Origin of the sequence: Nodosilinea sp. E11 (genome assembly GCF_032813545.1) — a bacterium.
GTDB lineage: Bacteria > Cyanobacteriota > Cyanobacteriia > Phormidesmidales > Phormidesmidaceae > Nodosilinea.
The window spans coordinates 1-23,553 of sequence record NZ_CP136515.1; the positions used below are offsets into that span (position 1 = coordinate 1).

Consider the following 23,553-nt stretch of genomic DNA (forward strand, 5'->3'; position numbering starts at 1 on the left):
CACAGTCTAAATAAGTGGGGTCAGAGGCGTCATCGCCCCAGGTGGGCAACACACCAGTGGCCATTTCATAGAGGGTGACGGCGGCAGCATAGCGCTCAGCCTGCAAGTCCCACCGGGGGGGCTGCCGTACCGACAGCAGGGGATCTAGGTAGCCAGTGGTGCCCGCCCGAATGTTGTCCACCGGCGCGCGCGACAGGGAAAAGTCGAACAGCACCAGGTGCAGCTTGTCGGCCCGGCCCAGGTGCCCAATGGCAATGTTGTCGGGCTTGATGTCGCGGTGATTAACCCCCTGTTCCTCTAAATACTTGATGGCATCTAGCAGGTCATCCCCAAACCGCTGGAGCAGGTCAATGTGCAGCTGCCCTTCTCGCCGCAGGCGCTGCCCCAGGGTTTCGATCTGGTCTTCGTCGTTTTTGGTGACCACCACCGGCTTCATCAGCAGGGCCGCACGGTTGCCGATTTCGAGCTGCTCAACAAACTCAACGATGCTAGGATGCCTGAGCTTTTGCAGGATTTCGGCCTCATCCTCAATCTTGCTGTTGTGGTCTGGGTCGTTGGCCACTTTGAGCACGTAGCTCTGATCTTGCCCAGCCTTTTGCACCAGCAGCCCAATGGAAGAAGCCCCCTGCCCCAGGCGCTTCAGCACGGTGTAATGCCCTGGCAGCACATCCCCCTTTTGCGCATCGTTGGGGTTTTCGACGAGCTGAGTTTCGGGGGCGGTCAAGTCTTCTTCAACCAGATCGAGCCCGGCTAAAAAGTCAGCCACTTCCTCAGTGCGGCAGTTCACCACGGGGTGCGTGCTGTCTTTAATCAAGTTTTGCAGACTTTCAGGAGCTCCATTCAGCACCGCGCTAATTTGTAGCCCCTTGGTGTCTCGCAGGGTTTCGGCCAGTTCCAGGCCATTGATAGCGGGGGGTACCCCAGAAAAAACATGGAATGCGATCGCCCCCAGAGAAAAGATATCCAGATGCTCGCCAATAAACGTGGGATCCGTGAGGAACTCAGGGGCCATGTAGGCGGTGCTGCTATCATCCACCAGCTGATCAACGTGGGACGTGGCGGTAACCTCTTGGGTGGCCCCCATCGCCGCAGACCCAGCCCGATAGCCCAGCTGCCAGTTAAAAATCTTGATTTTGGGATGATTAGGGCGCGGCTCTGTTACCAAAATGCTGCGAGGGCTTAGGCCGCAGTGGATGGTGCGCTGCTCGTGAACAAAGCTGATTGCCTCCGCAATCTGCCGCACCAGGCTCAGGCGGACATCGACCCCTAAGGCATCCTGGTTCTGGGCCAGGTAGTGATCTAGGCGAATTGCGTTGGGGTCGTGCTCTAGAATCAGCGCTGGGCCGAGTTCGTGCTCTGTCAGACCAAAGCACCGCAAAATATTCGGGTGTTGCAGCCGGTCTAAGATTTGAAACTCGCGATTAGCCGCTCGCTCCACCACCTCCCGGTCTTGTTGAGAGGCTTCCTGGCGCACGAGATAAAACCGAATCCGCCGAGTGGTCTGGTCAAATTTAGCGTGGGCAGCCCGCCAGTCTTGGTAGCCCGGCCCCTCTTCCCCTTCCATAGGGCCTTCTAATAGGTAGTCACTGACCTTGCGGGAGCTCTGGGAAGGCCGAATCCCAGCTTGATCCATAGCCTGGGCCACAAGCTGACTAATGGGGCGATTGTGCAGATCCCGAACCTGAGGCTCTAGCCCATCGCACTCTCGCCGCAAAATAGCGGCCATGATGCCCGCTCGCCCTGGCTTGTCGCCCACCGGGGTGCGATCGCGCAGACAGACCCGCTGCCGCGCCCCCAAAGACAGTTCCAGCGTTTGCTTGGGGTCAGAGCAGAATACCAACGACTCCACAAACGGCACTTTGCCCTTATTTCTAAAGGCTCGCTGACGCTCTAGCAGAGAGCGCAGTTTTTTGGCCTTGCGATTGGTAAGAATCAGTGGACTATCGTAGGTGCGGCGTTTGCCGTCGTTTTCCCACGTCCAGGTACCCTGATCGCCCACGATTTTGCCAGGACGACTCTTAATTTCAATCAAGAAAAATCCCTGGGGGGTAAAGACCAGCAGGTCTACCTCATTGATCGTGCCGTCCCCAGCGATGAACTCAAAATTTGCCCAGGCTCGGTAGGGTTCTTGCTGAGGAAACTGACGGCGGATGAATTCCAGCGCTTCCCGCTCCCAGGGAAACTGAGATTCAGCAACGGTGATCCAGTTAGACGAGGGAGGCATTGGGGTCTGAGTAGGGTATTTGAGATCCTGCGGAAGCTAAGGCTCAATGTTAAAAGGATGAACTAGCTGGATTCCATGGTACCTGGCCCCATCCCTGTAATGTCCTGAGATATTTATCAAACAACCTAGGCCAAAAGCACTGCCCCTTAAATCTGGTCTAAGGGGTAGTGGTGTTGTATTGGCTCAATCATCAACTTCAGGCAGGTAATCAATCATCGGCTTAGCACCGGGTAAAGCATAAGGCTCTAGCTTTGCCTCCAGGGTGCTAAACTCCATCGGATCTAGTAGCCCGCTCTGGAAGTCTCGCCCCTGGTACATGTCTAGCGCAAAAGCTAGCCACAGACGGAATAGGTTTGGGTCGTCAGAGCCCTCTATGGTCGTACCATCAGGCAGCTTAGCGCTATAGCCAGTTACCGCTACAATCCCATGACGTGTGAGGGTAGGCTTCTTCTCAGCGAGCAGCCTGTGGGTCTTGCCGTCGATGGTCAGCACCAGGAGGGTGTAAGGATGATCGATCTCGACATGGGGGGTTGTGATTTTCATTAGTATGCCAATGCTGCGATCGCAGCCCGCTTCTGCTCAGGGCTCACCTCCAGATACCGCTGCAAGCTGGCCAATGACCGATGCCCGCTAATCTCCTGAATCACCCGCAGCGGTACCCCAGCATTACTCAGGTTAGTTAGAGCCGTGCGCCTAAAGCTGTGGGTGCTAATCCCCAACCCTTCCAGCCCGATATAGGCCAGCGCCTGGTCGAGCAGCCAGTCAGCCGACGATCGCGCCAACCGGCCCCGCCCATGGCGACCCGGAAACAGGTGTTCCGCCCCGCCATGGTCATAGGCCGCCAGCAGCGCCGCCAACTTGGGGTGAATGTCGATCTGTCGGGTGGCCAGCTTGCCCTTTGTGGCCTTCGCAGGTAACACCAACACATCCCCCTTAATGTCGCCGGGCAGGAGGGCAATCGCCTCACTCACCCGCAACCCGCAGTAGAGCATGATGCCGAACAGGGCTTTATCCCTGGAGGAGTCCATCGCCGCGAATAGCTGGGCAATTTCGTCCTGGGTCAATACCTTCGCCTGGCCATTGGTGCTCATCGGATCCGTTATGCTCTCCCCCATCCTACTAGACGTAATTTCTATTCTGTTGAGTAGAAAACAACGGTTTATCAGGGTTTCAGGGCGTTAGGCCATGGGGCAAGCTAGCGTCTCAGGTGAGATAGCCGAAAAGCATTGGTTTTGCGTTGCACTGTCTCAAAACTGGAATGGTGAGACAGAGGGTAAATCGTTGCGAGTCTTACCTGCATCGAAATGAGTTTACTGGATGCTTAAATGTTTGAATGTTTAAGCATCTAGATTTTCAGACATTTAAGCATCCAGGCTCTCAAACATCTGGTATCCTCACGACATAATTTAGGAGTTGAGGCAGTGATCATAACCGTCGTCAGCTTTAAGGGTGGAGTGGGCAAGACCACAACCGCCATTCATCTGGGAGGATACCTGCAAGGGCTAGGAGAAACACTGGTAGTCGATGGCGACAGCAACCGCTCTGCTCTCCAGTGGGCTGCTAGCGATCGCCTACCCTTCACCGTGGCCGATGAGATGCAAGCGCCCAAGCTGCTAATGTCTGGCAAGTTTTCCCACGTCGTCATCGACACCGCCGCTCGGCCATCGTCTGATGAACTGGCCAGCCTTGCCCAGGGGTGTGACCTGCTGATTATTCCATGCAGCCCCGACGCGCTCAGCATGGGGGCTATGCTCCAAATGGTGGAGCCGCTGCAAGGGCTTAAGGCAGAATATCGAGTGCTACTCACCATCATTCCCCCCAAGCCCAACGCAGCTGGGGCAGAGGCTAGGGCGTCGCTGATAGCCTCTGGTCTCCCACTGTTTGATGGAGGCATTCGTAGGCTTAACGCTTTCCAACGGGCTGCGCTTGATGGATGCCTAGTTAAGGATGTAAAAGGCGATAGCTACGCAGGTATCGCCTGGAGCTGCTATACCGCGATCGGAAAGGAGATATTACCGTGAGTGACCAAAACCGATTTGCTAACCTACTCAAAGCAGCCCAGCAGCAGCCTGAAGTAGCAGAACCCACCCAACCTGAGCCTTTGCTAGATGTTCAAACATCTGAACGTCCAGATGTTCAAGCTTTTAAGCAGCCAGACATCTCAACATCCAAAGCCAAGAGCAGCAGCGGCGATTACAAACGCACTACTGTTTATCTGACTCAGGAACTGCATCGCCGATTGAAGCGGGCCAGCCTTGATAAAGGAATGGAGATGAGTGACATTGCCGAGTCTGCGATCGCGGCATGGCTCGAAGAGCATTCAGATATTTAGATGTTTGGACATTTAACATAGGATGAACGGCTTTGGCTTTTGTTCGCTGTTTGACTACTGTGGCGTAGTTTGATTCTGAAATGGCTTGAGAGTAGCGATACAGAAATGCTCACCCCTAAACCTTTTCAGATATCTAAGCACTCAGACATCTAAACGCTTAAGCATCTAAACATTCAGATGCTTAGATGCTTAAGCCCAAGGGCGGCAGCGACTAGGAGAGGACTACCGTTTATTTGGCACAAGAATTACATCCCATGAAAAGGACATGCCTTGACGAGGGAATGGAAGTGTATGGTGGCCAAGGCTACAATCGCAGGGCACTCAGACATTCAAATGTTTAGACGCTTGAATGTCTGAGTGCTTAAATTAGAATTAATGGCTTTGTTTTTGCTCGCTCGCTCGCTATTTTCCCGGTTTGGCATAGTTAGACCTGGGGTAGCCGGAGAGTAACGGCACAGAAACACTAACCCACCCCTGGAATCATCCAGATATCTCAATGCTTAGACATCTGGATGATTAAACATCTAAGCAGCTCGTCATTTAGAGCCAGAAGGAGCAGCGATTGTCAGTGGGGCATGGCACCGATTCATGTAAAAATGGGCCGCATCTCTTGAAACCCTTATAGAACAGTGGTTACAAGATTCAGGATTTCTGCACTGGGCAAGTCTCTCTATTGCGTCTGATCCACCAAATCACTGTTGCTTTATGCCTCAACCTCCTGCCCTGTTTCCCGAAGACGAAAATTACTTTGCCCTGATTAATGGCCTAAAGCAACGCATCCGTAGAGCGCAACTCAAGGCTGCCCTGGCGGTCAACCAGGAGCTGATCATGCTTTATTGGCACATAGGCCAAGAGATTATGGAACGCCAGCTATCGCAGGGTTGGGGCAGCAAGGTCATTGACCGTATCTCCAAAGACCTCCGCCGCGAGTTTCCAGAGATGAAGGGATTCTCTCCCCGAAACCTGCAATACATGAGGGCTTTGGCCGAGGCCTACCCCGATGAGCAAATAGTGCTACAGGTCATAGCACAAATTCCTTGGGGGCATAACCAGTCGCTACTCAACAAACTCAACAGCCCGGAACAACGTCTCTGGTACGCCCGCAAGGTTGTTGAATTTGGCTGGAGCCGAAACATTCTGGAGCTACAGATCGACACCAATCTGTTTGCACGGCAGGGCGGTGCCATTACCAACTTTGAGCGCACCCTGCCACCTGAACAGTCAGACCTAAGCCGCGAGCTGCTGAAAGACCCCTACAATTTCGAGTTTTTAGCCCTTGCTGATGAGGTACAGGAGCGTGACCTAGAGCGGGCTCTAGTAGAGCGCATCCGTGATTTTTTGCTAGAGCTGGGGGTAGGGTTTGCCTTTGTGGGTAGCCAGTATCGGCTTGAGGTAGACGGCGACGAATACTTTATTGACCTACTATTCTACCACCTGAAACTACATCGTTACGTGGTCATAGACCTCAAGGTGACGGAGTTTAAGCCGGAGTACGCAGGCAAGATGAACTTCTACATCAGCGCTGTCAACCACCTGCTATGCGACGAGCGGGACGAAGCCACCATTGGCATCATCTTATGCAAGTCCAAAAAGCGCACCACCGTTGAATTTGCCTTGGACACAGTGCAGAACCCCATTGGCGTGGCCACCTACAAGCTGCGCGAAGAGCTGCCGCCAGCCTTACAGGGATGTCTGCCCACCGCTGAGCAGTTGGAGATGGAACTAGATGCAGCTATTAGGGAAATTGGGGCTGAGCAAGACAACTCGTATCTATGACAGCGATAGGCTAATAGCAAGCAACCACCATCTTTCACAGTAATTTAGGCCACCCTAAAAAGACGGGTGGGTGAGAATTTGGGGTACCTACACGCGCAGACGATAGAGCAGCAATAATCGCGCATCCTCCGTCAGCTCAGACCCGCGCTTGCTCTCCAATCGATTTCCATTACTACTCAACCCCCATGCCACTGGGTGGTCAGGCGGCTGTGGCCAGTGCCTCTCGCCAGAGGTCGGCGTAAACCGGCTTGATTGCCTGCCGCAGCTGGTGGAAAGCAGTAGCCCCTGCTTGCCTGGCCGCTGTAATTAGGTCAGCGAGGTCAAGAATATCTGGAGAAACGTCTAACCGGTTTGGTGGGGCAGTTACAGATTTGTTAAATGGTTTCTCTAACAAATCTGTAACGCGGCCAGAAGCCTTGGTCTGTAAAGCTTCCAGTGCTTTACCCCTGGCCTCTATCAACGCTTGCCACAGCGGCGGGGCGGTGACGGTGTAAGACCATTGCCGCTTGCAGCCCACCTTGCGATAGGTTGAGCGGGTCAAGGTCAGGCCAAACTTGCGCAGAATTTTATGGGCGATTGCCTGGTCGCTGTGGTCGTCGCTGGCAACGATCCGCAAGTAGCGGTAGAGGTCATCGCCTATAGCCCGCGCCATGGCCGCTAGCCGCCGTACAAGGGGGCATCCTGGTGAGGTTTGGCCACTGGCTAGGAGCTGCTCACACAGGGGCCGCATCGGGGCCAGAATCGCCAGCTTGGCTCCGTACTCGGGGAGTAGGCTGATTGAGCGCAGCCGCTGGGCTAAGATAACCATCGCCTCATCGGCTGCTTTGCCCTGGAGGATGTCAGCAGCGCCGCATTCAGCCCAAAGGGATGCCCCAGGGCCGATGGGGCCGTGGGTCTGTTCACCCTCGGCATAATGCCGGGGGGCAAACCAGGCCTGATACCAGATTTCTGAGTTATCCCAGTCGATGCCGGGGAATTTCTCCAGGGTGCTGAGTTTGCGCAGGATGCCGCGATCGCGGTAGGTCGCCTCGGCATCGTCGCGCTTGGCCTTGGCCCACTCGGAGGTGTGTAGTGTGGGATCAATGGCCAGGCCCGCATGGAACTGAGCCCGCTGCTGGGCCAGGGTTTCCCGGTAGGTGGCGCGGATGGCTTGGGTGACCTCATCGGGGGCTAATTCCCACGGGATAACGGTATGACCGGCCCGCTCTAGCATCAGGGTCAATGCCTGGCCGGGGATGACTTTTTGAGCCCAGGCCCGTTCCCACCGTGCCGCCAGATAGTCGTCGATGGCAGCCTGCTCGGGGCCAGCGGGAGCCGGTGCAAACCCATGAGCCGCCCATCGCCCTAGCTCATGGTTGATCTCAGCTAGGACACTCTCCTGGCGGGGCTTTTCCCATCGGCTGGGGGTGATAAAAGCCGGTACCCAGACATAGCGGGGACAGGGACGCCGGTAGCGGCCCAGCATCTGGTAGATGACCTCTACCGGGAAGCCGGGAGCGTAGCCGTAGAGGGCATCGAACCAGTAGCGCTCAACCGATAGACCGGTTTGGGCCGATTGGGTGGTGATGAGCAGCTGCACCTGTTGCCGCTCTAGTTCGGAGTCGGGGTCACTGAAAAAGGCATCAAAGGCCCCGGCTTCGTTGGTTTCGCCGGTGATCAGCATCGTGTTGATGGCGTTGTCCTTGGCCCAGAGCGCCCAGGCGTTGGCCTCATTGAGGGAGGTGGACAGCAACCACACCCGCTCACCCCGTCTAAGCTGGGCCATCATCTGGCTAAACATCGAGTCGGGGCTACCGCCGACGGCCAGGTGAACGTCCCAGGGGGCAACGGCCCCCTGGTGGCGAATGACGGCCAGACGTTTACCAGACTGTCGCTGCACAAAGTCTAAGGTCGCCTGGTCTAAGCCCGATTCTGCAATGTGCAGCGCCCTAGCGCCCTGCATTTTGGCAATGAGTTGGGCCATGGTGTCGGCGTAGCGCCCCTTGAGGGTACCCCCGGTGCAGGCCTCCGTTAGGGTGGCCATAACCTCATCAATGACAACGACGGAGCCCTGGGGGATGTGCTGAGCGGCCCGTGGCAGGGAGTTGGGGCACAGCACCAGGCCGCCCTGATCTCGGGCCATGGCACCGAGAGCCTGGTTGCTGGCTTTGTCGGTGGCAAAGGCATGAATATGAACCAGCTCGTGCTTTTCAGCCGCTTGCTGCCCTAGGGAGTTACGGGGCTCTAGCTCAATGGTGAAGCCGCCCGCTGCCCGAGTCGGTGCCACGATGTCGCGCCCGATGGTGGTGGTTTTGCCCGCTCCTAGTCCCGCGTCAATGGCGTACCCATCGATGCCGGGGGGCAGCGGGGGTAGCTCGGGCAGGTAGCCACCGGAGGTCTCGCGGTGGGCCTGGGGCAGGGGCTGGTTGAGAATGGCGATCGCCCGCGCAACGGTCTGTTGCCGCCGCAAGACTTTGATGTCTTTGGCGCGTTGCCGCTTGATCTTAGCGGGGGTGGCCAGGGCTTGAAATTCGTCCCAGGGGAACAGTATCGCCGCCTGGTAATGTGCTGGGGTGATTTCGTCTACGTCGCCGTGCGCTTTCTCCCACTGTCCCCACCAGCGCACCGATAGGGGAATGCTCCAGGACTCCAGCAGCGCCGCCAGGCGGCTGTAGGCTCCCATCACATGGGGGTTAGCGATCGCCCCGCTGTCGGCATTGAGCACCACTTGCTGGCAACCCAGAGCATCGAGCGCCGCCCTGAGTTGCTGGGGGCTTGATGCCCAATGGCCACCCGCTGCCCCAATCCAGACCCCGCCGTGGCGGGCTGCTGATAGTGCAGGCTTAAAAAACCCCTCGCCCAGGTTGACCACGCCCGCCGCTGGTGAACCGTAGACACCGAGGGGCAGCTCACCGTTGGGTAGTTGTACCGGGGACTGGTCGGCATGGCTGGCCCAGAAATAGCCGCCCTGGGGATTTTTGATCTGAGCCCCAATGATCTCACCGCTGGCGTTGGGAATGGCGATCGCCCAACCTTGCACCCGAGGCCAGAGCTGCCCCGCCACGATGCCGGGTAACCCCGCCGCATTTTCTGGTGCTGTGGCCCCGCCTTGCCAGCTAAATAGCAGGGAAGCAATGTTTGCTATCTCTGCCTCGGTGATGTGGGGTCGTTGGGCCAGGGCCGCCCGGTGCTCGGGCTGTAGCCCGGCCCAGTCTATTAGCGCCCGGTAGCCCTTGTTGCGGGCTGCTGGATCCAGGGTGGCAATTGGGGCTTTAGGGGGAATGACGGTGACCCGCAGGGGGCGATCGGCTGATTCGCCCTCCCCCCAGGCCCACACCCCAAACCCGTGGGCATCGTCCTTGATATAGCGCCACTGGCCGCCGGGGTTGGCCTCGGTGTGGCGACAGAACACAAAGCCGGTGGACAGGGATTCGCGGCAATCTCGCCGAGCCCCCTCACAGATGGGGCAGCTGCCCCTGAGTGACTTGAAGCTCACAGGGCTACCTCCTCTACCTGGGGAGTTAGCGGCTGAGTGATGATGTGCAATTGCGGGTGGGTTAGGGCGTTGGCCTGGGGCGATGATGAATCGGAGTAGGACGGGACATAATCGGAGCCGGTCCAATGTGCAAAGCGTTGGTTGGTACTAAAAATAGGAATCATTGTTTGCTACGGGGGAGTGGCTGCCTCAGCCCGAGCAATCGCTCACATTGATCCCTCTGTTGCCCGCCAGTGCAGGCAAAACCAACGAAAACACGCCACTTCCGGCTAAGCCAGGAGTGAGATGTTTTCTGGAGAGATAGGAAGATGAGTGCTCGCCTGAGGCAACGCAGGTCTAAAGGTTTTGGCCTCAAAGGATTGCCGGAAATCGGCCTCAAATGGCGGATATACGCCTCCAACCGAGCCCCTAATGTGGGGCGGTTTACCGGGTTGGGAGGTTGCAAAGCTGCGATCGCCATCTCAAAGCCAAAAAAAGGCAATAAAATACGTGCCCCTCTGGACAAGAAGATCCAGAGCGATTAGAATGGCGAGAGAAATTTAAATAAACGAATGCCCTTTCACGTCTCACGGCGTGTTTGGTGGTAAGCGGGAAATCGACGTTTTGCTTGGCGGCTTGGTCGATTTTTTGCTTTTAAAGGGTTCGTTTCAAAGGGTCTACATAGGTCATCACCTCCTTGGGGACTAAGTTTACAAGATCTGTCTTTGGGATGGGATGTCGGTCATTCCCTTTCCTCTGGCAGCTCCCACGGCTCAATGCCCGCGTCTCTAAGCTGCTGCTCTAACCTGGCCTCGCGCTCTATCCTGAGGTCTGGCTCTGCTAGGGCGTCAACGGCTGCCGATAGCGCTGTCTCGGTTTGCTGTAGCCGTTGGGCCAGTAAGATCTCGCGATCGCTCTCGCTACGCTCCACACCAAAGGCAGCGTCAAAGCGGCGTTCTAGGGATTCCTCTAATAGGGCATCTACTAAGGCAAAAGCTTGCTTATTCCCTCGGTAGGACTGCCAAAGCCAGTACTTGCTGACCACACTCAGGGGAATAGCACTAATCCGAGTTTGACCCACCTTTTGCTCTGGAGCAGACTCTACCTCTATCTCAAAAATCGAACCCGTAAAACCCTCTCCTAGCAACTGTTTAGCTGCCTTCGAACGCAAAAATTCGAACGCGTTCCGGCGTAATAAGCCGACTGCTTCAGCTGCGCTGTTGAGTGACATCCGATAAGAGCCATCGGGCATCTGGAACCCATCGACCGACAACGAGCCGATCGCAACTGTGGCGCGTTTGGCTTTGTCTCCGGTGGTCATCCGGCCACCCGCTGCCACAGCCGAGCAATTTCGGCCAGCAGCACCTGAATGTTTTGGGTGAACGCCCGGTGCTCTTCAGAATTGGCGGCGATCGCCTGGTCAAAGCGCTGACGGTCTGCCCTGGCATCTTGCAGGAAAACCTCAAAGCGCTGGCTATGCTCTGCATTAAGCTGGTCAGAGCGCTCTCTTGCTGCCTGCTGCTGTCGGCCCAGGTCGGCAATCATTTGCACCGTGTCGGTAATAGCCTCTTCCATGCGCCGGTTGGTATTGGCCGCAGTGGAGCTGCTGACCGCTTCGGCCTCAGCAATGCCGTCTTCAATGCGAGATGACCATGCCTCAATGGCGCGGGCATTACTTTCTGCTACCTGCTCTGCACGGGTTAGCCGATCAGCGGTGGCCGCTAGCACGGATTCCACACGGTCTAAGCGTTGGGTGCTGGCGGCATTGGACTCAGCCACGGTGGCTAGTAGAGCCTCTATCCGGTCTAGGCGATCGCTGCTGTAGGTCATTTTTTATCAACCTCCTCGGCGGTTAATGATATTTCCCCACTGGCGATCGCAGCTTCAACCGCCTCAATAATCAACGTCTCAACATAGTTGCTCATGCTGCGATTCTGAGCTGCTGCAAGCTTGGCCAGCCCCTCTTTATAGGGCTGGTCCATGTAGACCATCAATTTCGCCTTGTCTGTTGCCATGGGCAAATCATAGGCGCTTTCGCTGGGCATGGGCACACCTCAGTAGTAAAAAACAACGAGATACAGCCTTAGTATACACAAAGTATTAACACTATGCTATTACTGTACCAAGACGCGAAACGGTATAGGTACAGGGCTGGGCCTAGTTGGCTCACCGTTTGCCGTGCCATGCCGCGCCCCACCCGTACCCGCAACGGTTCAAAGGAATTTTTAGCTATGACCGAACCCGTCAGCCTTCACTCGTTCTGCAAAGAGAACGGCAACCTGCCCAAAACCTCCGTGCGCCGCTGGCTGAATGACCACGGCTACAGCACTAGCGATGGCCTCAGCCCCGCAGCTGTCGAGGCGGCGCTCGCGCAGTTCTGCCCAGCGCCTGCACCCGCTGCGCCCACTATGGCTGACTTGACCATCCATGCCGGCAACCACTGCACCACCATCGACCTACCCAATTACCAAGGGCTAACTGTTGACCTAGGGCAGTTTCGAAGTTCTGAGGCGCTGGTCATAGATGACCCCTTGGCGGTGGCTGAGCAGTTTTTGCAGGCGGCCGACCTGATTCAAGGTGCCCTGGCCGATGACCTGGCCGCCCGTGAGCAGCGGCTACGGGCCACCAAGCAGGCCCAAGGCGCGATTGCCGCCAAGGCGCAGGAGCTAGCCCTAGAGCAGCGCCTCTACCGCTTACAAACGGCACAGATTGACCAGGCGCAAACCGACGAAACGACCGCCCTAGCCGATGCCCTGGCGCAATTGCAAAGCCTGGGAAAGCCCGCCGCCGAGGCCAATACCACTACCTAATCTTGTTGGCCCTAGCTACAGCTGGAGCGGCGCTCGCGCTGTTCATCGCCCCCTAGAAACCCCCAGCCGGTTGGCAGACCAGGGCTGAGGGCTTGCCCGAAAACCATGACGTAAACGGACACCCACATTATGAAACCGATCCACGGTGTATTTGCCCTGGCCATCATTGGCACCGCGATACCCAGCATGAGTAACCTCGGCAACTTCGCCTCAAACGTCAATACCGCCCGAGCCGAGGCGGGCCGCATTGGTGCCGACATGACCGAGCTAACGCTGAGCCAACAGGAGCAGGCCCAGAAAAACGAGGTAGCGATCGCCCGCTACCAAGCGGGTTGCATCCCGGTCGTCAGTGCCGACCAACAGCGCTACGTCTCCCTGGTGCTCAACCTGCCGGTGCTCGATAGTGCATCGGGGCAACCCATCCCGGTGGGCTCGACCGTCTGCGATGCCCACGGCAATACCGGGGTGATCGTCGATGACGACAGCGACCCCAATACCCCAGGCGTCACCCAAAAGATCGCCTTCACTGGCGATAAAGCGATCGTCGACTGGCGACTCAACCAGTACCAGGGTGCCGCCTACTACATGCCCTCCAACTAAGCCCAGCAACCCCTTAGAGGCTCAACCCATGACCACCTATTCCACTAAAAAACGCTCCACCCGTGCCCAAAACTCAGGGGCCAAGACCGCGCGACAACTGCTCTACTGGCTGGCGATCGGCGTCGCCTGCGTGGTGGCCGCCGCCAACATGTTGCCCTATTGCCGCGCGGTATCCCTAGCCCTGGTCGATATCTTTGACCTGCAAGGCGTCGTTGGCTTTTTTGGCAATCGCGCCCTGGCCCTGATCTCAATCCCCGTTGGGGTGGTGCTGTGGGCCTTCATTCAGACCGCCGAGGCTTACCCGATTCTGCTGAAGCACGACCGCAAGCTAATGCGCTTAATTGCCCTTGAGGCCGATGCCGCCGACCAACTCCAAGTGCATGAGGACGACGATCCTGCCCTCGTGCGGCTGAAGGACTGGTACAACCGCTTCCCGCTGCTCAGCATTCGCACCGCTAACCGAGCCAGCCTGGTTGCCTACCTCGTGGATACCTTCATCTGCTTAACCGTCTTCCCGCCTGTCGATGGCGGGTTTGGGCAGCTGATGTTTGTGATTTTCACTGGCCAATGGGGCCTGATCAACTGGGGCAGCGTGGGGCTGATCGTCACCATGCTGTTCTGCTTTGAAATCATGGTGCGCTTCATTCTCTTTTTGGGCCTCCAGTGGCACTACCTCAAACGTGCCCACAGCTAACAGCCACAGCAACCGGGGGCAACAATGCCCCCTTACTTTTAGGTGAAACCATGACCAACTTAGTAACCCAACCGCTTTGGATCGACACCGCCGAGGATGCCGCCGAGGGCATGCACAACCCCAAGCTCTATATCGGCGGTGGCCTGGCCGGTGGGCTCGTGCTCGGCAGCCTGCTGAATCCGCTCACGGGTCTAGTCGCCCTGGCCTATGGCCTCTACCTAGCCTGGGATGCCAACGAACGCAACAGTGACCAGATCGAGGCCGTATCCGAGGGCCTGGTAGCCCACCTACTGGATAAAAAGCAGCTGCGAGAATACCAAGCCGATGTCGGGGCCGACCAGGTCCAGGCAGAACTAACCCAGGCGATCGCGCGGGAACTGCGCCTCTCTGACGAGGCCGAAACGCTTGCTAAGTCGTTGGGGCTGCTGGGTAAACCAAAGGCACGGCCACAACTGCCCCCAAAGCCGCTGGAGGCAGCAACACCCAGCCCCTCAGCTGAGCACGCAGCGGCTGATGCTGCCCCGGTGCCGTTTGCCCCCATCAAACTTGACCCAGACTGCCCCCACTTCCTGCTGCTGGCCGGTAGCAGGGAGGGCAAAAGCAACGCCCTCCGCTGTCTGCTCAACGGCCACGCTCGCGTCAATTACGTGAGCACCAAGGCCACCGACCAGGTGCCCGCCCATTGGGAGGGCTACGTTCTCTGGGGGACGCCGGAGGAGAAGGGTAAGCAGCTGCAATGGTTACTCGCCCACTGGGGGGCCAAGCTGGCCGCCCATGCCGAGGGCACCGATACCGAGCCCGAGTGGTTCGTCTTCGATGAGGCGATCCAAATTCGGACCTACGCCAAACGTTCAAAGGTTAAAGGCCTGGCTGATGCCATCGCCGGGCTACAGATTGAAATTGCGACCCAGGGTGCAGCGATCGCGGCCTACGGGGTACTGTTGGCCCAGACCAAAAATGCGGGGCCGTTGGGCATTGACCTCGACCTGCTTCAGCAAAATTTCAGGATGGTTCTGCCGCTGAAAAGTAAGCGGCGGTTGGCCCTGTCAGTGATTGAGAAGATGGGCGGGCTACGGCTCACTCTTGAGCAGCGGGAGGACATCCTCAGCAACCCTAACCGCTACTTGCAATTGTGGCTAGGTGAGGATGAGGATATCTACCACGATGTCCTGCCCGAGTTTCAAGGGAAGTTGAAGCCCCTGGTTAAATGCCCTGTAGAAGATGTCGATCCCGTCCCTCAACGGCCCCAGAAAGCAACCGAACCTAAACCCCTGGGCGTGAGGATTTTGGATTACCTGAAGGGGCACGGCGAGGCAAAAACCGCCAGGGAGATTCGCAACTCCTGCACCCGTCCCACTGATAACCCCAGGGCCTCGACAGACGAGGTTAAAGACTTGCTCTGTCTGATGATTTCTGAAGGGCAAATTCAACGACGGGATGAGGGCAGTACCGAGCGCTACCAGGCAATCGGCACAGTGTAGGTGTAGGCATAGGTGGATCATAAAAAGGGCTGTAGGTGCCCTCCCCTACGCCGCCTACACCCACCTACGCCGCCTACGCCTACACCCCCTCACCTACGCTACCTACACTCCAACTGTCACACACCCCGCCGAGCTATTTAGGAATAGCGAATATGCCCTAGCAATGCCCTTACACCCCACTCGAATTGCACCAGTTTAACCCCCACGATTTTGCCTATGGCGATCGCGTTATGTTGCCCAATGGCCGCACTGGAACCGTGTCTAAGGTGGGCTATAAATACGGCCACGTCGATGCTGATTCCGGGGCTGATTGGGAGGCTACCTGAGCGAGCTAAGACCAGCGATACCCGATGAAGTGGGGCAGCCCAGGGTGCAGCAATTGAGCTTGCTGTAGCGCGATTTCGCAGAGGCCAAACAAAAACCCCCACCGGCACCGCTGGCCTGTAGGGGTTTTTAGGGTGCATCTACGATTCAGGACGTCCTGCCCGCTGCTTGCCTAAGGTTCCCTCGCCGGTGGGGGCGGTAGCAGGGGTAAGCTATTTGGCGTAAATGGAATTTCACATCCGTCCCTACTGACGAGGGCTCTGTTTTGCTCTGCCCTTAATCGAAAGTCGCGAATGGGCAACCCAGCTAGCTGCGCGCGCAGGCAACGATTCAACCCACAAGCCTTCAGCAGGTTAAGGCCCTTGAGCACTCAGCTGATCGATGTCACCTCAGCTACCTCCCAGCAGTGTCATTCTGCCCGTTCAAAGTCGATATTTCAGGAAACAGGTTGATTGCAGGGGGTTTAACGGCCCAAATCAGCGGCGGTAGGTAGCCTAAAACTCAGCACTAAGGGCTTTTGACCGTCCGCTGTATTTGAACTGTCATGATGCTCTTTACAGGCGGAGCGATTTGAGTTGCTCAATCTGCTGGGTCTGCTCTTGTAACCGGATCGCTAAACGATCGCACACCAGTTCGCAGAGTTCAAAGATCATGGGGTCTGAGATCTGATAGTAGACATTGATCCCCTCTGGGTGGCGAGTGACCATGCCCGCTTGTACTAAAACTTTCAGGTGCTTGGAGACATTTGCTTGACCTAAGCCAGTCGCTTCAACAATTTCCGTCACATTTTGGGCACCTGGCTTAAGGCAACACAGCACTTGCAGCCGACTTACTTCTGATAACACTTTGAAATAATCAGCAACAGGAGACAGCACTTGAGGTGTGGGGTCAATCATACCGATTTGCGAAAAAACTCTCTCTAAGGTTAGATGCCTATATATTACCACATGGTAATTTAGTAGTGAGCACGTACCCAGGAAAAACAATGGAAAATACTAAGCAGATTAATGACCAGTTGGCAGTTGCGATGGGTCAAGTGACACCAGAGGAATTGCAGCAGGCAGCCCAAGAAGGATTCAAATCGGTGCTGAACTTGCGATCGCCTGAAGAAGAGGGCTTTGTGAGTGACGAGCAGCAACAGGCGGAAAAGACAGGACTCAAATACGTCAATGTTCCGGTTAAGCCAGATGGCATGAGTGATGAACTAGCGGATCAGGTGCTCCAAGAAATTGACCAATTGCCTAAACCTGCTCTCATTCATTGCAAAAGTGGAATGCGTTCTGGAGCGATGACGTTAATGTACGTTGCTACTCAGCAAGGAATGACAGCGGACGAAGCAATGCAAAAAGGGAAACAGATGGGATTTGATTGCGATTCCAGCCCTCAGATGAAGCAGTTTTTTGAGAATTACATTTCAGGACACTCTAAAGCTAGCTGAAGTCTGTCAGAACCACATCATTGCAGTTTTATCGTTTGAGCGAGGAGAAAAATTCGTGGCACTAGTTTTAGAGCAAATTAACGTTGAAGGACTGGCGCAGTTGTCGTACATCGTAGGTGACGATAAGGCAGGAGTGGCAGCTATTATCGATCCTCGTCGAGATATTGATTTTTACTTGCAGCGAGCTAGAGAACTGGGTGTGAGGTTGATTGCCAGTGTGGAAACGCACATTCACGCGGATTTTGTCTCCGGTGCTCACGAACTGAAAGCCCGGATGAACGTTCCGATCTACGGCGGCAAAACAGACGACTATCAGTTTGAATTGCATCAGCTTCAGGAAGGTGACGAGCTAAAAATTGGCAGTGTGACACTGCGTGCTCTGCACACCCCAGGACATACTCCTGAGCACATTTCGCTGCTGATTCATGATTCTAAACAGGGCGAGGAACCATTTGGGCTGTTTACTGGGGATACGCTGTTCAACTTGGATGTAGGTCGTCCTGACTTATTAGGCGGCGGCACCGAGCAACGGCTAGCCGCGCAGCTTTATCACAGTTTGTTTAATAAGGTGTTGCCTTTGGGCGATCGCATTGAGGTTTATCCCTGTCATGGTGCGGGTTCCTCCTGCGGCAAATCCATTGGCGATCGTAGACAAAGCACGATTGGCAACGAACGCATTTTCAACCCCGCGCTTAAAGAGCGTTCAGAGGAAGAGTTTGTGGAGTGGATTATGAGTGAGATGCCAGAACCTCCACGTCATTATGCTCGGCTCAAGAAGGTCAATGCCAAAGGCGCACCGATTATGGGCTGTATTCCCACGCTGCAACCGCTGACACCTAGTGAGTTTCAGCAGAAGATGCAGGACGAAAATACGGTAATTATTGACGCGCGATCGATTCTGGCATTTGGGGGTGGACATATTCCAGGTGCAATAAACATTGCCTTGCGTCCAGAGTTCCCAAGCTGGGTCGGTTGGATGGTTGAACCAGAGCAGTCACTGCTAGTTGTAGTTGAAAGCGAACGGGATGTGAAGCTGGTTACAGAGCAGCTTTTCCGCCTCGGCTACGACAATTTAGCGGGTTACTTGCACGATGGGATGACAAGTTGGCAGAATGCTGGATTACCACTAGAACACCTGGGCGAGTGGACAGTGCAGGAATTGAATCAGCACAAAGATGATTCAAAGGTCACGGTGCTTGACGTGCGCGGTGATGATGAATATCAAAAGGGATTTGTCCCTGGCGCTAAACATCTCTTTGTAGCTCACCTAGAAGAGCATCTCGATGAGTTGGATAAAAACCAGGCGATCGCAACCTACTGTGGCAGTGGCTACCGAGCTTCCATCGCTGCCAGTATCTTACAAAAGCACGGGTTTAAGAACGTGATCAATATCCCTGGTTCTTGGATGGCTTGGAAAGCCGCTAAACTGCCTGTGCAGCAACCAGAGCAATCGGAACCTGTTCCAGCTTAGTTCTGTTTCAAGTTGGTCTTGTGCCCAGTCAACGAGCAAATCATGTCTCGCCAACCCAACGATCGTCGATGTGAACACCAATAGTCTGATTACAGGGCTTAGCTTTAGACAGGGAGACCTACCTATGAAAACAAATCCTACCCAACCGATAGAGGTAAGCCAAAGACAACATCAGGAGCGCAGATCGGTAATTACTGCTGGAGTTCTATTTGGCTTAGGGCTTGGTGGATTCTTTGACGGAGTCGTACTGCATCAAATCCTTCAGTGGCATCACATGCTAACCAGTGCAGGGTATGCTGATTCGACTGTTGCTGGGCTAAAGGTCAATACCCTGGCAGATGGACTCTTTCATACAGTAACCTACTCTTTTACGGTAGGCGGACTGCTGGTATTATGGCGTGCCATAGAGCGTGGCATTCTGTCTTGGTCTTCCAAAATTTTCGGTGGAGCTCTGCTGATTGGTGCAGGAACGTTCAATCTTGTCGAGGGAATCCTCGCTCATCATATCCTTGGCATCCATCATGTTAAGTCGGGACCCAATGAACTTGCCTGGGATCTAGGGTTTTTAGCTGTTTGTGCACTTCTAGTAGTGATTGGCTGGCTGCTGCTTCGCCTTGACCAACAACAAACGAATTCTTGACCTATCGAGCCGAAAAAGATGCTATTTCGTCAATTGTTTGATAAAGAATCCAGCACCTACACTTATTTGATTGCGGACCCAGAAACCAAAGTAGCAATCCTTGTCGATCCAGTGCTAGAGCAAGTCGAGCGAGACCTTAAGTTATTGCACGAGTTGGGATTGAGTTTACGTTACTGCCTAGAGACGCACATTCATGCCGATCATATTACAGGCACTGCTAAAATCCGTCAGGCAACAGGCTGCCTTAGTGTGGTGCCACAGCACGCCCAAGCGGGTTGTGCAGATCGTTATATTCAAGACGGTGAAACACTGCAATTAGATAGTATTTCGGTTAAAGCGATTGCTACGCACGGTCACACTGATAGCCACATGACGTATCAAGTCAATGGTGACCGAATCTTAACAGGCGATGCTTTACTGATTCGAGGTTGTGGACGCACAGACTTCCAGAGCGGTGATGCTGGTATGTTGTTTGATTCCGTCACGCAAAAACTCTTTACCTTGCCAGAAGAAACACTGGTGTATCCAGCCCATGACTACCGAGGGCATACTGTCTCCACCATTTTGGAAGAAAAAAGGCACAATCCTCGGTTTGTCGGGCGAAATCGGGCTGAGTTTATTGAATTCATGGAAAGCCTGAATCTACCCGATCCCAAAAAGATCATGGAAGCTGTGCCAGCTAATGAGCATTGCGGCAATCTTGTTGAGGGAAGAACGAACAAAATATCTAGAGACCCTACCTTAAGCAAGCAAGGCTAATCTTGGGTTCGCTCTTACATCTGACATTCACAAATTTCTAACGTTGCCAATGTATTCAGCGAAGCTGTTGTGCGACAGCGTGCGGGTACGCAGGACCTCCTATGGGTATGGGGGTGTGGTAAGCCAGCTCGGCTAGTTGCTCGCGCAGGCAACTACTCAAACCACCCTGCCCTTAACTCACGGAAGGCCGTGGTGCTAGCGCGATCGCATTCCCGCTAAAGAGAACCCAATCGCGCCTTCAGGTCAGTGAACCGCTGGACTACGACCTGTCAATGATCTGCAAGGGGGGTGCGTTATTGTGAGCCCACGCCGCTTCCAGATCGCTCCGGGCAAGCTTGGGCATCAGCCACTTGCCAAACTTGGCGTAGAGAGCCGGAATCACCAGCAGGGTTAAGGCCGTCGAGGTGAACAATCCCCCTAGCACTACAATCGCCAGCGGTTGCAGAATCTCATTCCCGGCTCCGCTAGCGATCGCCAAGGGTAGCATCCCCAGTGCCGAGGTCAGCGCCGTCATCAAAATGGCGTTGACCCGGTCGAGAGAACCCGTGACGATAACCTCTTTAAGCGGCATACCCTGGGCAAATTTGCTGTTGTAGTTGTCCACCAACAGCAGACCATTGCGCACGGCCACCCCAAACAAGGTAATGAAGCCAATCAGCGAGGCAATCGACATCACGCCCCCAGTCAGCAGGATGGAGATAATGCCCCCCACCAAGGCCAGGGGCAGGTTGATCATGATGGCAACGGTGGCGGGCAGCGACTTGACCGAGAAGAACATCAGCACCGCGATCGCGATCGCTGCCAGAATGCTGTAGACCAGCAGGTTGCTCGTAGCCCGCTGTTCAGACTCAAACTGGCCACCGTACTGGATGAAGTAGCCGCTGGGCAGCTGCACATTCTGCTGAATCTGAGCCTGAATATCGCCCACTACACTGCCCAGGTCGCGCTCGGCCACGTTAGCCGAGACGACAATTAGCCGCGATACATCTTCCCGGTTCACCACGTTGGCCCCCATGCCATAGTCAACGGCGGCCACATCCCCTAAGGAAATGATTTCCCCGGTGGGAGTGCTAATGGGGATAGCGCGAATGGCATCGAGGTTACTGCGGGCGGCTTCTGGCAGAGACACCGCGATGTTGATCAGCTGCTGGTTCTCAGGCACCTGCGAGACGATGCGACCGTTCAGGGCCGTCTCGACGACCTCAGAAACCTGCTCCATTTGCAGGCCATAGGTGGCAGCAGCAGGGCGATCATACTGAATCTGCACCTGGCGAATAGGCAACTGCGGCTCTAGCTGGAGGTCAACAACTCCTTCAATCGGTTCAATGGTGTCGCGCACCTGCTCCCCAATGCGGCGCAGTTCTGCCAGGTCGGGGCCAAAGATTTTGATCGCGATCGCGCTTCTCACCCCCGACAGCACCTCATCCATGCGGTGAGAGATGAACCCGCCAATGTTCGGGGCTACACCGGGCAGCGCCAAAAACGCCTCCCGCAGTTGTTGAATACTGGCCTCCCGATCTTCCAGAGCCAGGTCGCTGAGTTCCACATCCACGTGGGCCATATTCACTCCGGCCCCATCGGCATCACCGGGGGCACGCCCCGCCCGCACCTGCACCCATTCGTACAAGGGGTTGTCTTGCAGCGTTGTGGCCAGTGCTATCCCAGCCCGATTGGTGATATCTAGCGACACACCGGGGAACAGCACCATGGAGTTGACCAGAGATTTCTCCTGAAATTCCGGCAAAAACACCCGCCCTAGCGACGGCACAATCGCCAGGGTTGCCACCAGCGCCGCCAGCGCCAGCGCCAGAATGAGCTGGGGTGCCCGCATCGACAGGTTCAACAGTGGACGGTAGAGCCGCTCGGCCCAGCGCGATACAACCGTCCCCTCCTGTGGCAGGGTTTGGTTGGCCAACAGAATGGCACAGAGGGCCGGTGACAGCGTCATCGCCACCAGGGTAGAGGCCGCAATAGACAGCAGATAGGCCAAACCCATCGGCGCAAAGATCCGCCCTTCCACTCCGGTCAAACTAAAGATCGGCGCAAACACCACCACGATAATCACGGTGGAAAACATCACCGCCAGCCGCACCTGCACCGAGGTGTCATAGACCACCTGAAAGGGGTGCTTGGGGTTGCCCTGGGCCTGGTTGGTGCGCAGACCGCGATAGCAGTTCTCCATATCCACAATCGAGTCATCGACCACCGAGCCAATGGCCACCACTAAGCCCCCCAGGGTCATGGTGTTGATGCCCAGGCCAAAGGCTTTCATAAACATCAGGCCAATCAGCAGCGACAGGGGAATGGCGCTGAGGGTGATGATGGCGGTGCGCCAGTTCATCAAAAACAGCAGCATGATGATCGAGACAATCACGATGCCCTGGATCAGCGATGTGCTGACGTTGCCAATGGCCGAGTCGATAAAGTTCGCCTGGCGGAAGGTGCGGGCCATCTGCACGTCGGGTGGGAAGGTGGGTTGTAAATTGGCGATCGCCGCTTCCACCGACCGGGTGACCGTAGGGGTATCCACATCGGGCTGCTTGTTGATCATCAGCACCACAGCGGAAGCACCGTTAAAGCTGGCCTCGCCTCGCTTTAGAGCGGCCCCGGTCTGCACCTCAGCCACGTCTTGCAGCAGAATGGGTTCGCCATTTTCGACCTTCACCACCGACTGCTGAAGGTCATCAATGGATTGAATTTGACCAATGCCGCGCACCAGCAGCTCTTGGCCACCGCCGATCAAAAAGCCGCCGGGGGCGTTGGAGTTTGCGCCTTGGGCCGCATCGGTGACTTCGTTGAGGGCGACATTGCGATCTCGCAGCTGATCGGGATTCACCAAAATCTGCTCTTGCCGTTCATCACCGCCGTAGACCGTCACCTGCGTCACCCCCGGCACCGACAGAATCTGCTGACTGAGGGCACCGTCTACCAGGCGGCGCAGATCCATCATGGAGGTCTGGCCCTGGCCGCTGTTCTGACTATCGAGCGTAAATGCGTACATCAAAATCGTGCCCAAGGGCGAGGCCAGGGGCGATAGCTCGGGGGTGTGGGCACCGACTGGCAGCTGGCTATTCACCTGTTGCAGTCGTTCGGTGACCGACTGCCGCGCCTGGGCAATATCGGCCTCTTGGTCAAACACCACCTGCACCATCGACAGCCCCACTTTTGAGGATGAGCGCACGGTGGTGACCCCTGGCAGGCCATTCACCGCGCTTTCGATGAGCACGGTGATTTGGGTTTCTACCTCTTCTGGGGCCAGGCCAGGGGCTTCGGTGTGAATATCCACCTGGGGCGGCGCAAACTCAGGAAACACATCCAGCGGCATTTGGGTGACGCTAAACACGCCCCAGATCGTCACGGCAATGGCGGCAGCCACAATGAACCACCGCTGGGCAATGGAATTTTTGAGGGTCTGATTGAGCAGGACGTTAAACATCTAGGTCAGATTTGTGAAAAGACACCAGCTAGCGCACAAGGCTCTGGCTGGCAGCGCAGATTCCTCAGCGGCCAGTGAAGCGCTACGTCAAGGCAACCATCTGAGTCAGTAGCC

The 23,553-nt window shown here is 55.9% G+C and carries 20 protein-coding genes and 1 pseudogene; 12 read left to right on the top strand and 9 right to left on the bottom strand.

The genetic code is table 11. The features are described 5' to 3' along the window. Positions 1-82 precede the first annotated feature (82 nt). From RRF56_RS02035 to RRF56_RS02045, 3 genes and pseudogenes are all read right to left on the bottom strand, one after another. Positions 83-2,224: pseudogene (locus RRF56_RS02035) on the bottom strand (protein kinase domain-containing protein); the annotation flags it as partial. 183 nt (positions 2,225-2,407) lie between these two features. Next, positions 2,408-2,767 (bottom strand): hypothetical protein, encoded by a 360-nt coding sequence (locus tag RRF56_RS02040; RefSeq protein WP_317033751.1) that lies wholly within the window; start codon positions 2,765-2,767, stop codon positions 2,408-2,410. Further along, complete coding sequence (locus RRF56_RS02045; RefSeq protein ID WP_317033752.1) at positions 2,767-3,315, bottom strand: site-specific integrase; 549 nt, start codon at positions 3,313-3,315, stop codon at positions 2,767-2,769. Before RRF56_RS02045 ends, RRF56_RS02040 begins: the two co-directional genes overlap by 1 nt. A gap of 330 nt (positions 3,316-3,645) precedes the next feature. Here RRF56_RS02045 and RRF56_RS02050 point away from each other — a divergent pair, with 330 nt between their 5' ends. The 3 genes from RRF56_RS02050 to RRF56_RS02060 all read left to right on the top strand — a co-directional run bounded on the left by RRF56_RS02050 (position 3,646) and on the right by RRF56_RS02060 (position 6,332). Beyond that, a complete protein-coding gene (locus RRF56_RS02050; protein ID WP_317033753.1) occupies positions 3,646-4,245 on the top strand; it encodes a ParA family protein in 600 nt (199 codons plus the stop codon). Next, positions 4,242-4,556 carry a plasmid partition protein ParG gene (locus RRF56_RS02055; protein WP_317033754.1) on the top strand — a complete coding sequence of 105 codons (315 nt, stop codon included), beginning with the start codon at positions 4,242-4,244 and terminating at the stop codon, positions 4,554-4,556. The genes RRF56_RS02050 and RRF56_RS02055 overlap by 4 nt, the downstream gene beginning before the upstream one ends. 705 nt (positions 4,557-5,261) lie before the next feature. Next, positions 5,262-6,332, top strand: coding sequence for a YhcG family protein (locus RRF56_RS02060; RefSeq protein WP_317033755.1), 1,071 nt, complete (start codon positions 5,262-5,264; stop codon positions 6,330-6,332). Between the two features lie 199 nt (positions 6,333-6,531). Here RRF56_RS02060 and RRF56_RS02065 read toward each other — a convergent pair whose 3' ends face one another. From RRF56_RS02065 to RRF56_RS02080, 4 genes are all read right to left on the bottom strand, one after another. Further along, positions 6,532-9,807, bottom strand: a complete 3,276-nt coding sequence (locus tag RRF56_RS02065; protein WP_317033756.1) for a hypothetical protein — start codon at positions 9,805-9,807, stop codon at positions 6,532-6,534. Positions 9,808-10,528: 721 nt separating this feature from the next. Continuing rightward, complete coding sequence (locus RRF56_RS02070) at positions 10,529-10,867, bottom strand: hypothetical protein (protein ID WP_317033757.1); 339 nt, start codon at positions 10,865-10,867, stop codon at positions 10,529-10,531. Positions 10,868-11,103: 236 nt separating this feature from the next. Then, positions 11,104-11,616 (bottom strand): hypothetical protein, encoded by a 513-nt coding sequence (locus RRF56_RS02075; protein ID WP_317033758.1) that lies wholly within the window; start codon positions 11,614-11,616, stop codon positions 11,104-11,106. Beyond that, on the bottom strand, positions 11,613-11,831 hold the full coding sequence (locus RRF56_RS02080; RefSeq protein ID WP_317033759.1) for a hypothetical protein: 219 nt from the start codon (positions 11,829-11,831) through the stop codon (positions 11,613-11,615). The genes RRF56_RS02075 and RRF56_RS02080 overlap by 4 nt, the downstream gene beginning before the upstream one ends. A gap of 138 nt (positions 11,832-11,969) precedes the next feature. On the opposite strand from RRF56_RS02080, the gene RRF56_RS02085 reads away from it, so the two are divergent. The 5 genes from RRF56_RS02085 to RRF56_RS02105 all read left to right on the top strand — a co-directional run bounded on the left by RRF56_RS02085 (position 11,970) and on the right by RRF56_RS02105 (position 15,697). Then, positions 11,970-12,596: a hypothetical protein gene (locus tag RRF56_RS02085; RefSeq protein ID WP_317033760.1), complete on the top strand. Its 627-nt coding sequence runs from the start codon at positions 11,970-11,972 to the stop codon at positions 12,594-12,596. Positions 12,597-12,725: 129 nt separating this feature from the next. Beyond that, positions 12,726-13,196, top strand: coding sequence for a hypothetical protein (locus RRF56_RS02090; RefSeq protein ID WP_317033761.1), 471 nt, complete (start codon positions 12,726-12,728; stop codon positions 13,194-13,196). Between the two features lie 28 nt (positions 13,197-13,224). Beyond that, on the top strand, positions 13,225-13,890 hold the full coding sequence (locus RRF56_RS02095; protein ID WP_317033762.1) for a hypothetical protein: 666 nt from the start codon (positions 13,225-13,227) through the stop codon (positions 13,888-13,890). Between the two features lie 50 nt (positions 13,891-13,940). Then, positions 13,941-15,371 carry a hypothetical protein gene (locus tag RRF56_RS02100; RefSeq protein ID WP_317033763.1) on the top strand — a complete coding sequence of 477 codons (1,431 nt, stop codon included), beginning with the start codon at positions 13,941-13,943 and terminating at the stop codon, positions 15,369-15,371. Between the two features lie 185 nt (positions 15,372-15,556). Further along, on the top strand, positions 15,557-15,697 hold the full coding sequence (locus tag RRF56_RS02105) for a hypothetical protein (protein WP_317033764.1): 141 nt from the start codon (positions 15,557-15,559) through the stop codon (positions 15,695-15,697). 552 nt (positions 15,698-16,249) lie between these two features. Here the strand turns inward: RRF56_RS02105 and RRF56_RS02110 are convergent. Beyond that, positions 16,250-16,591, bottom strand: coding sequence for a metalloregulator ArsR/SmtB family transcription factor (locus tag RRF56_RS02110; protein ID WP_317033765.1), 342 nt, complete (start codon positions 16,589-16,591; stop codon positions 16,250-16,252). A gap of 89 nt (positions 16,592-16,680) precedes the next feature. Here RRF56_RS02110 and RRF56_RS02115 point away from each other — a divergent pair, with 89 nt between their 5' ends. From RRF56_RS02115 to RRF56_RS02130, 4 genes are all read left to right on the top strand, one after another. Beyond that, entirely contained in the window at positions 16,681-17,133 is a 453-nt protein-coding gene (locus tag RRF56_RS02115; protein WP_317033766.1) for a protein tyrosine phosphatase family protein, read from the top strand. A gap of 55 nt (positions 17,134-17,188) precedes the next feature. Then, positions 17,189-18,604 (top strand): MBL fold metallo-hydrolase, encoded by a 1,416-nt coding sequence (locus tag RRF56_RS02120; RefSeq protein WP_317033771.1) that lies wholly within the window; start codon positions 17,189-17,191, stop codon positions 18,602-18,604. A gap of 124 nt (positions 18,605-18,728) precedes the next feature. Next, positions 18,729-19,244, top strand: a complete 516-nt coding sequence (locus RRF56_RS02125) for a DUF2243 domain-containing protein (protein ID WP_317033767.1) — start codon at positions 18,729-18,731, stop codon at positions 19,242-19,244. 18 nt (positions 19,245-19,262) lie between these two features. Further along, on the top strand, positions 19,263-20,003 hold the full coding sequence (locus RRF56_RS02130) for an MBL fold metallo-hydrolase (protein ID WP_317033768.1): 741 nt from the start codon (positions 19,263-19,265) through the stop codon (positions 20,001-20,003). A 259-nt stretch (positions 20,004-20,262) separates the two neighbouring features. Here RRF56_RS02130 and RRF56_RS02135 read toward each other — a convergent pair whose 3' ends face one another. Then, complete coding sequence (locus RRF56_RS02135) at positions 20,263-23,439, bottom strand: efflux RND transporter permease subunit (RefSeq protein ID WP_317033769.1); 3,177 nt, start codon at positions 23,437-23,439, stop codon at positions 20,263-20,265. Positions 23,440-23,553 lie beyond the last annotated feature (114 nt).

Bases quoted from the DNA above. Each gene is read 5' to 3' on its own strand.
- RRF56_RS02075 (WP_317033758.1), bottom strand. From the start codon at position 11,616: ATGACCTACAGCAGCGATCGCCTAGACCGGATAGAGGCTCTACTAGCC.
- RRF56_RS02115 (WP_317033766.1), top strand. From the start codon at position 16,681: ATGGAAAATACTAAGCAGATTAATGACCAGTTGGCAGTTGCGATGGGT.
- RRF56_RS02080 (WP_317033759.1), bottom strand. From the start codon at position 11,831: ATGCCCAGCGAAAGCGCCTATGATTTGCCCATGGCAACAGACAAGGCG.
- RRF56_RS02110 (WP_317033765.1), bottom strand. From the start codon at position 16,591: ATGATTGACCCCACACCTCAAGTGCTGTCTCCTGTTGCTGATTATTTC.
- RRF56_RS02040 (WP_317033751.1), bottom strand. From the start codon at position 2,767: ATGAAAATCACAACCCCCCATGTCGAGATCGATCATCCTTACACCCTC.
- RRF56_RS02045 (WP_317033752.1), bottom strand. From the start codon at position 3,315: ATGAGCACCAATGGCCAGGCGAAGGTATTGACCCAGGACGAAATTGCC.
- RRF56_RS02090 (WP_317033761.1), top strand. From the start codon at position 12,726: ATGAAACCGATCCACGGTGTATTTGCCCTGGCCATCATTGGCACCGCG.
- RRF56_RS02085 (WP_317033760.1), top strand. From the start codon at position 11,970: ATGCCGCGCCCCACCCGTACCCGCAACGGTTCAAAGGAATTTTTAGCT.
- RRF56_RS02100 (WP_317033763.1), top strand. From the start codon at position 13,941: ATGACCAACTTAGTAACCCAACCGCTTTGGATCGACACCGCCGAGGAT.
- RRF56_RS02135 (WP_317033769.1), bottom strand. From the start codon at position 23,439: ATGTTTAACGTCCTGCTCAATCAGACCCTCAAAAATTCCATTGCCCAG.
- RRF56_RS02095 (WP_317033762.1), top strand. From the start codon at position 13,225: ATGACCACCTATTCCACTAAAAAACGCTCCACCCGTGCCCAAAACTCA.
- RRF56_RS02060 (WP_317033755.1), top strand. From the start codon at position 5,262: ATGCCTCAACCTCCTGCCCTGTTTCCCGAAGACGAAAATTACTTTGCC.
- RRF56_RS02130 (WP_317033768.1), top strand. From the start codon at position 19,263: ATGCTATTTCGTCAATTGTTTGATAAAGAATCCAGCACCTACACTTAT.
- RRF56_RS02125 (WP_317033767.1), top strand. From the start codon at position 18,729: ATGAAAACAAATCCTACCCAACCGATAGAGGTAAGCCAAAGACAACAT.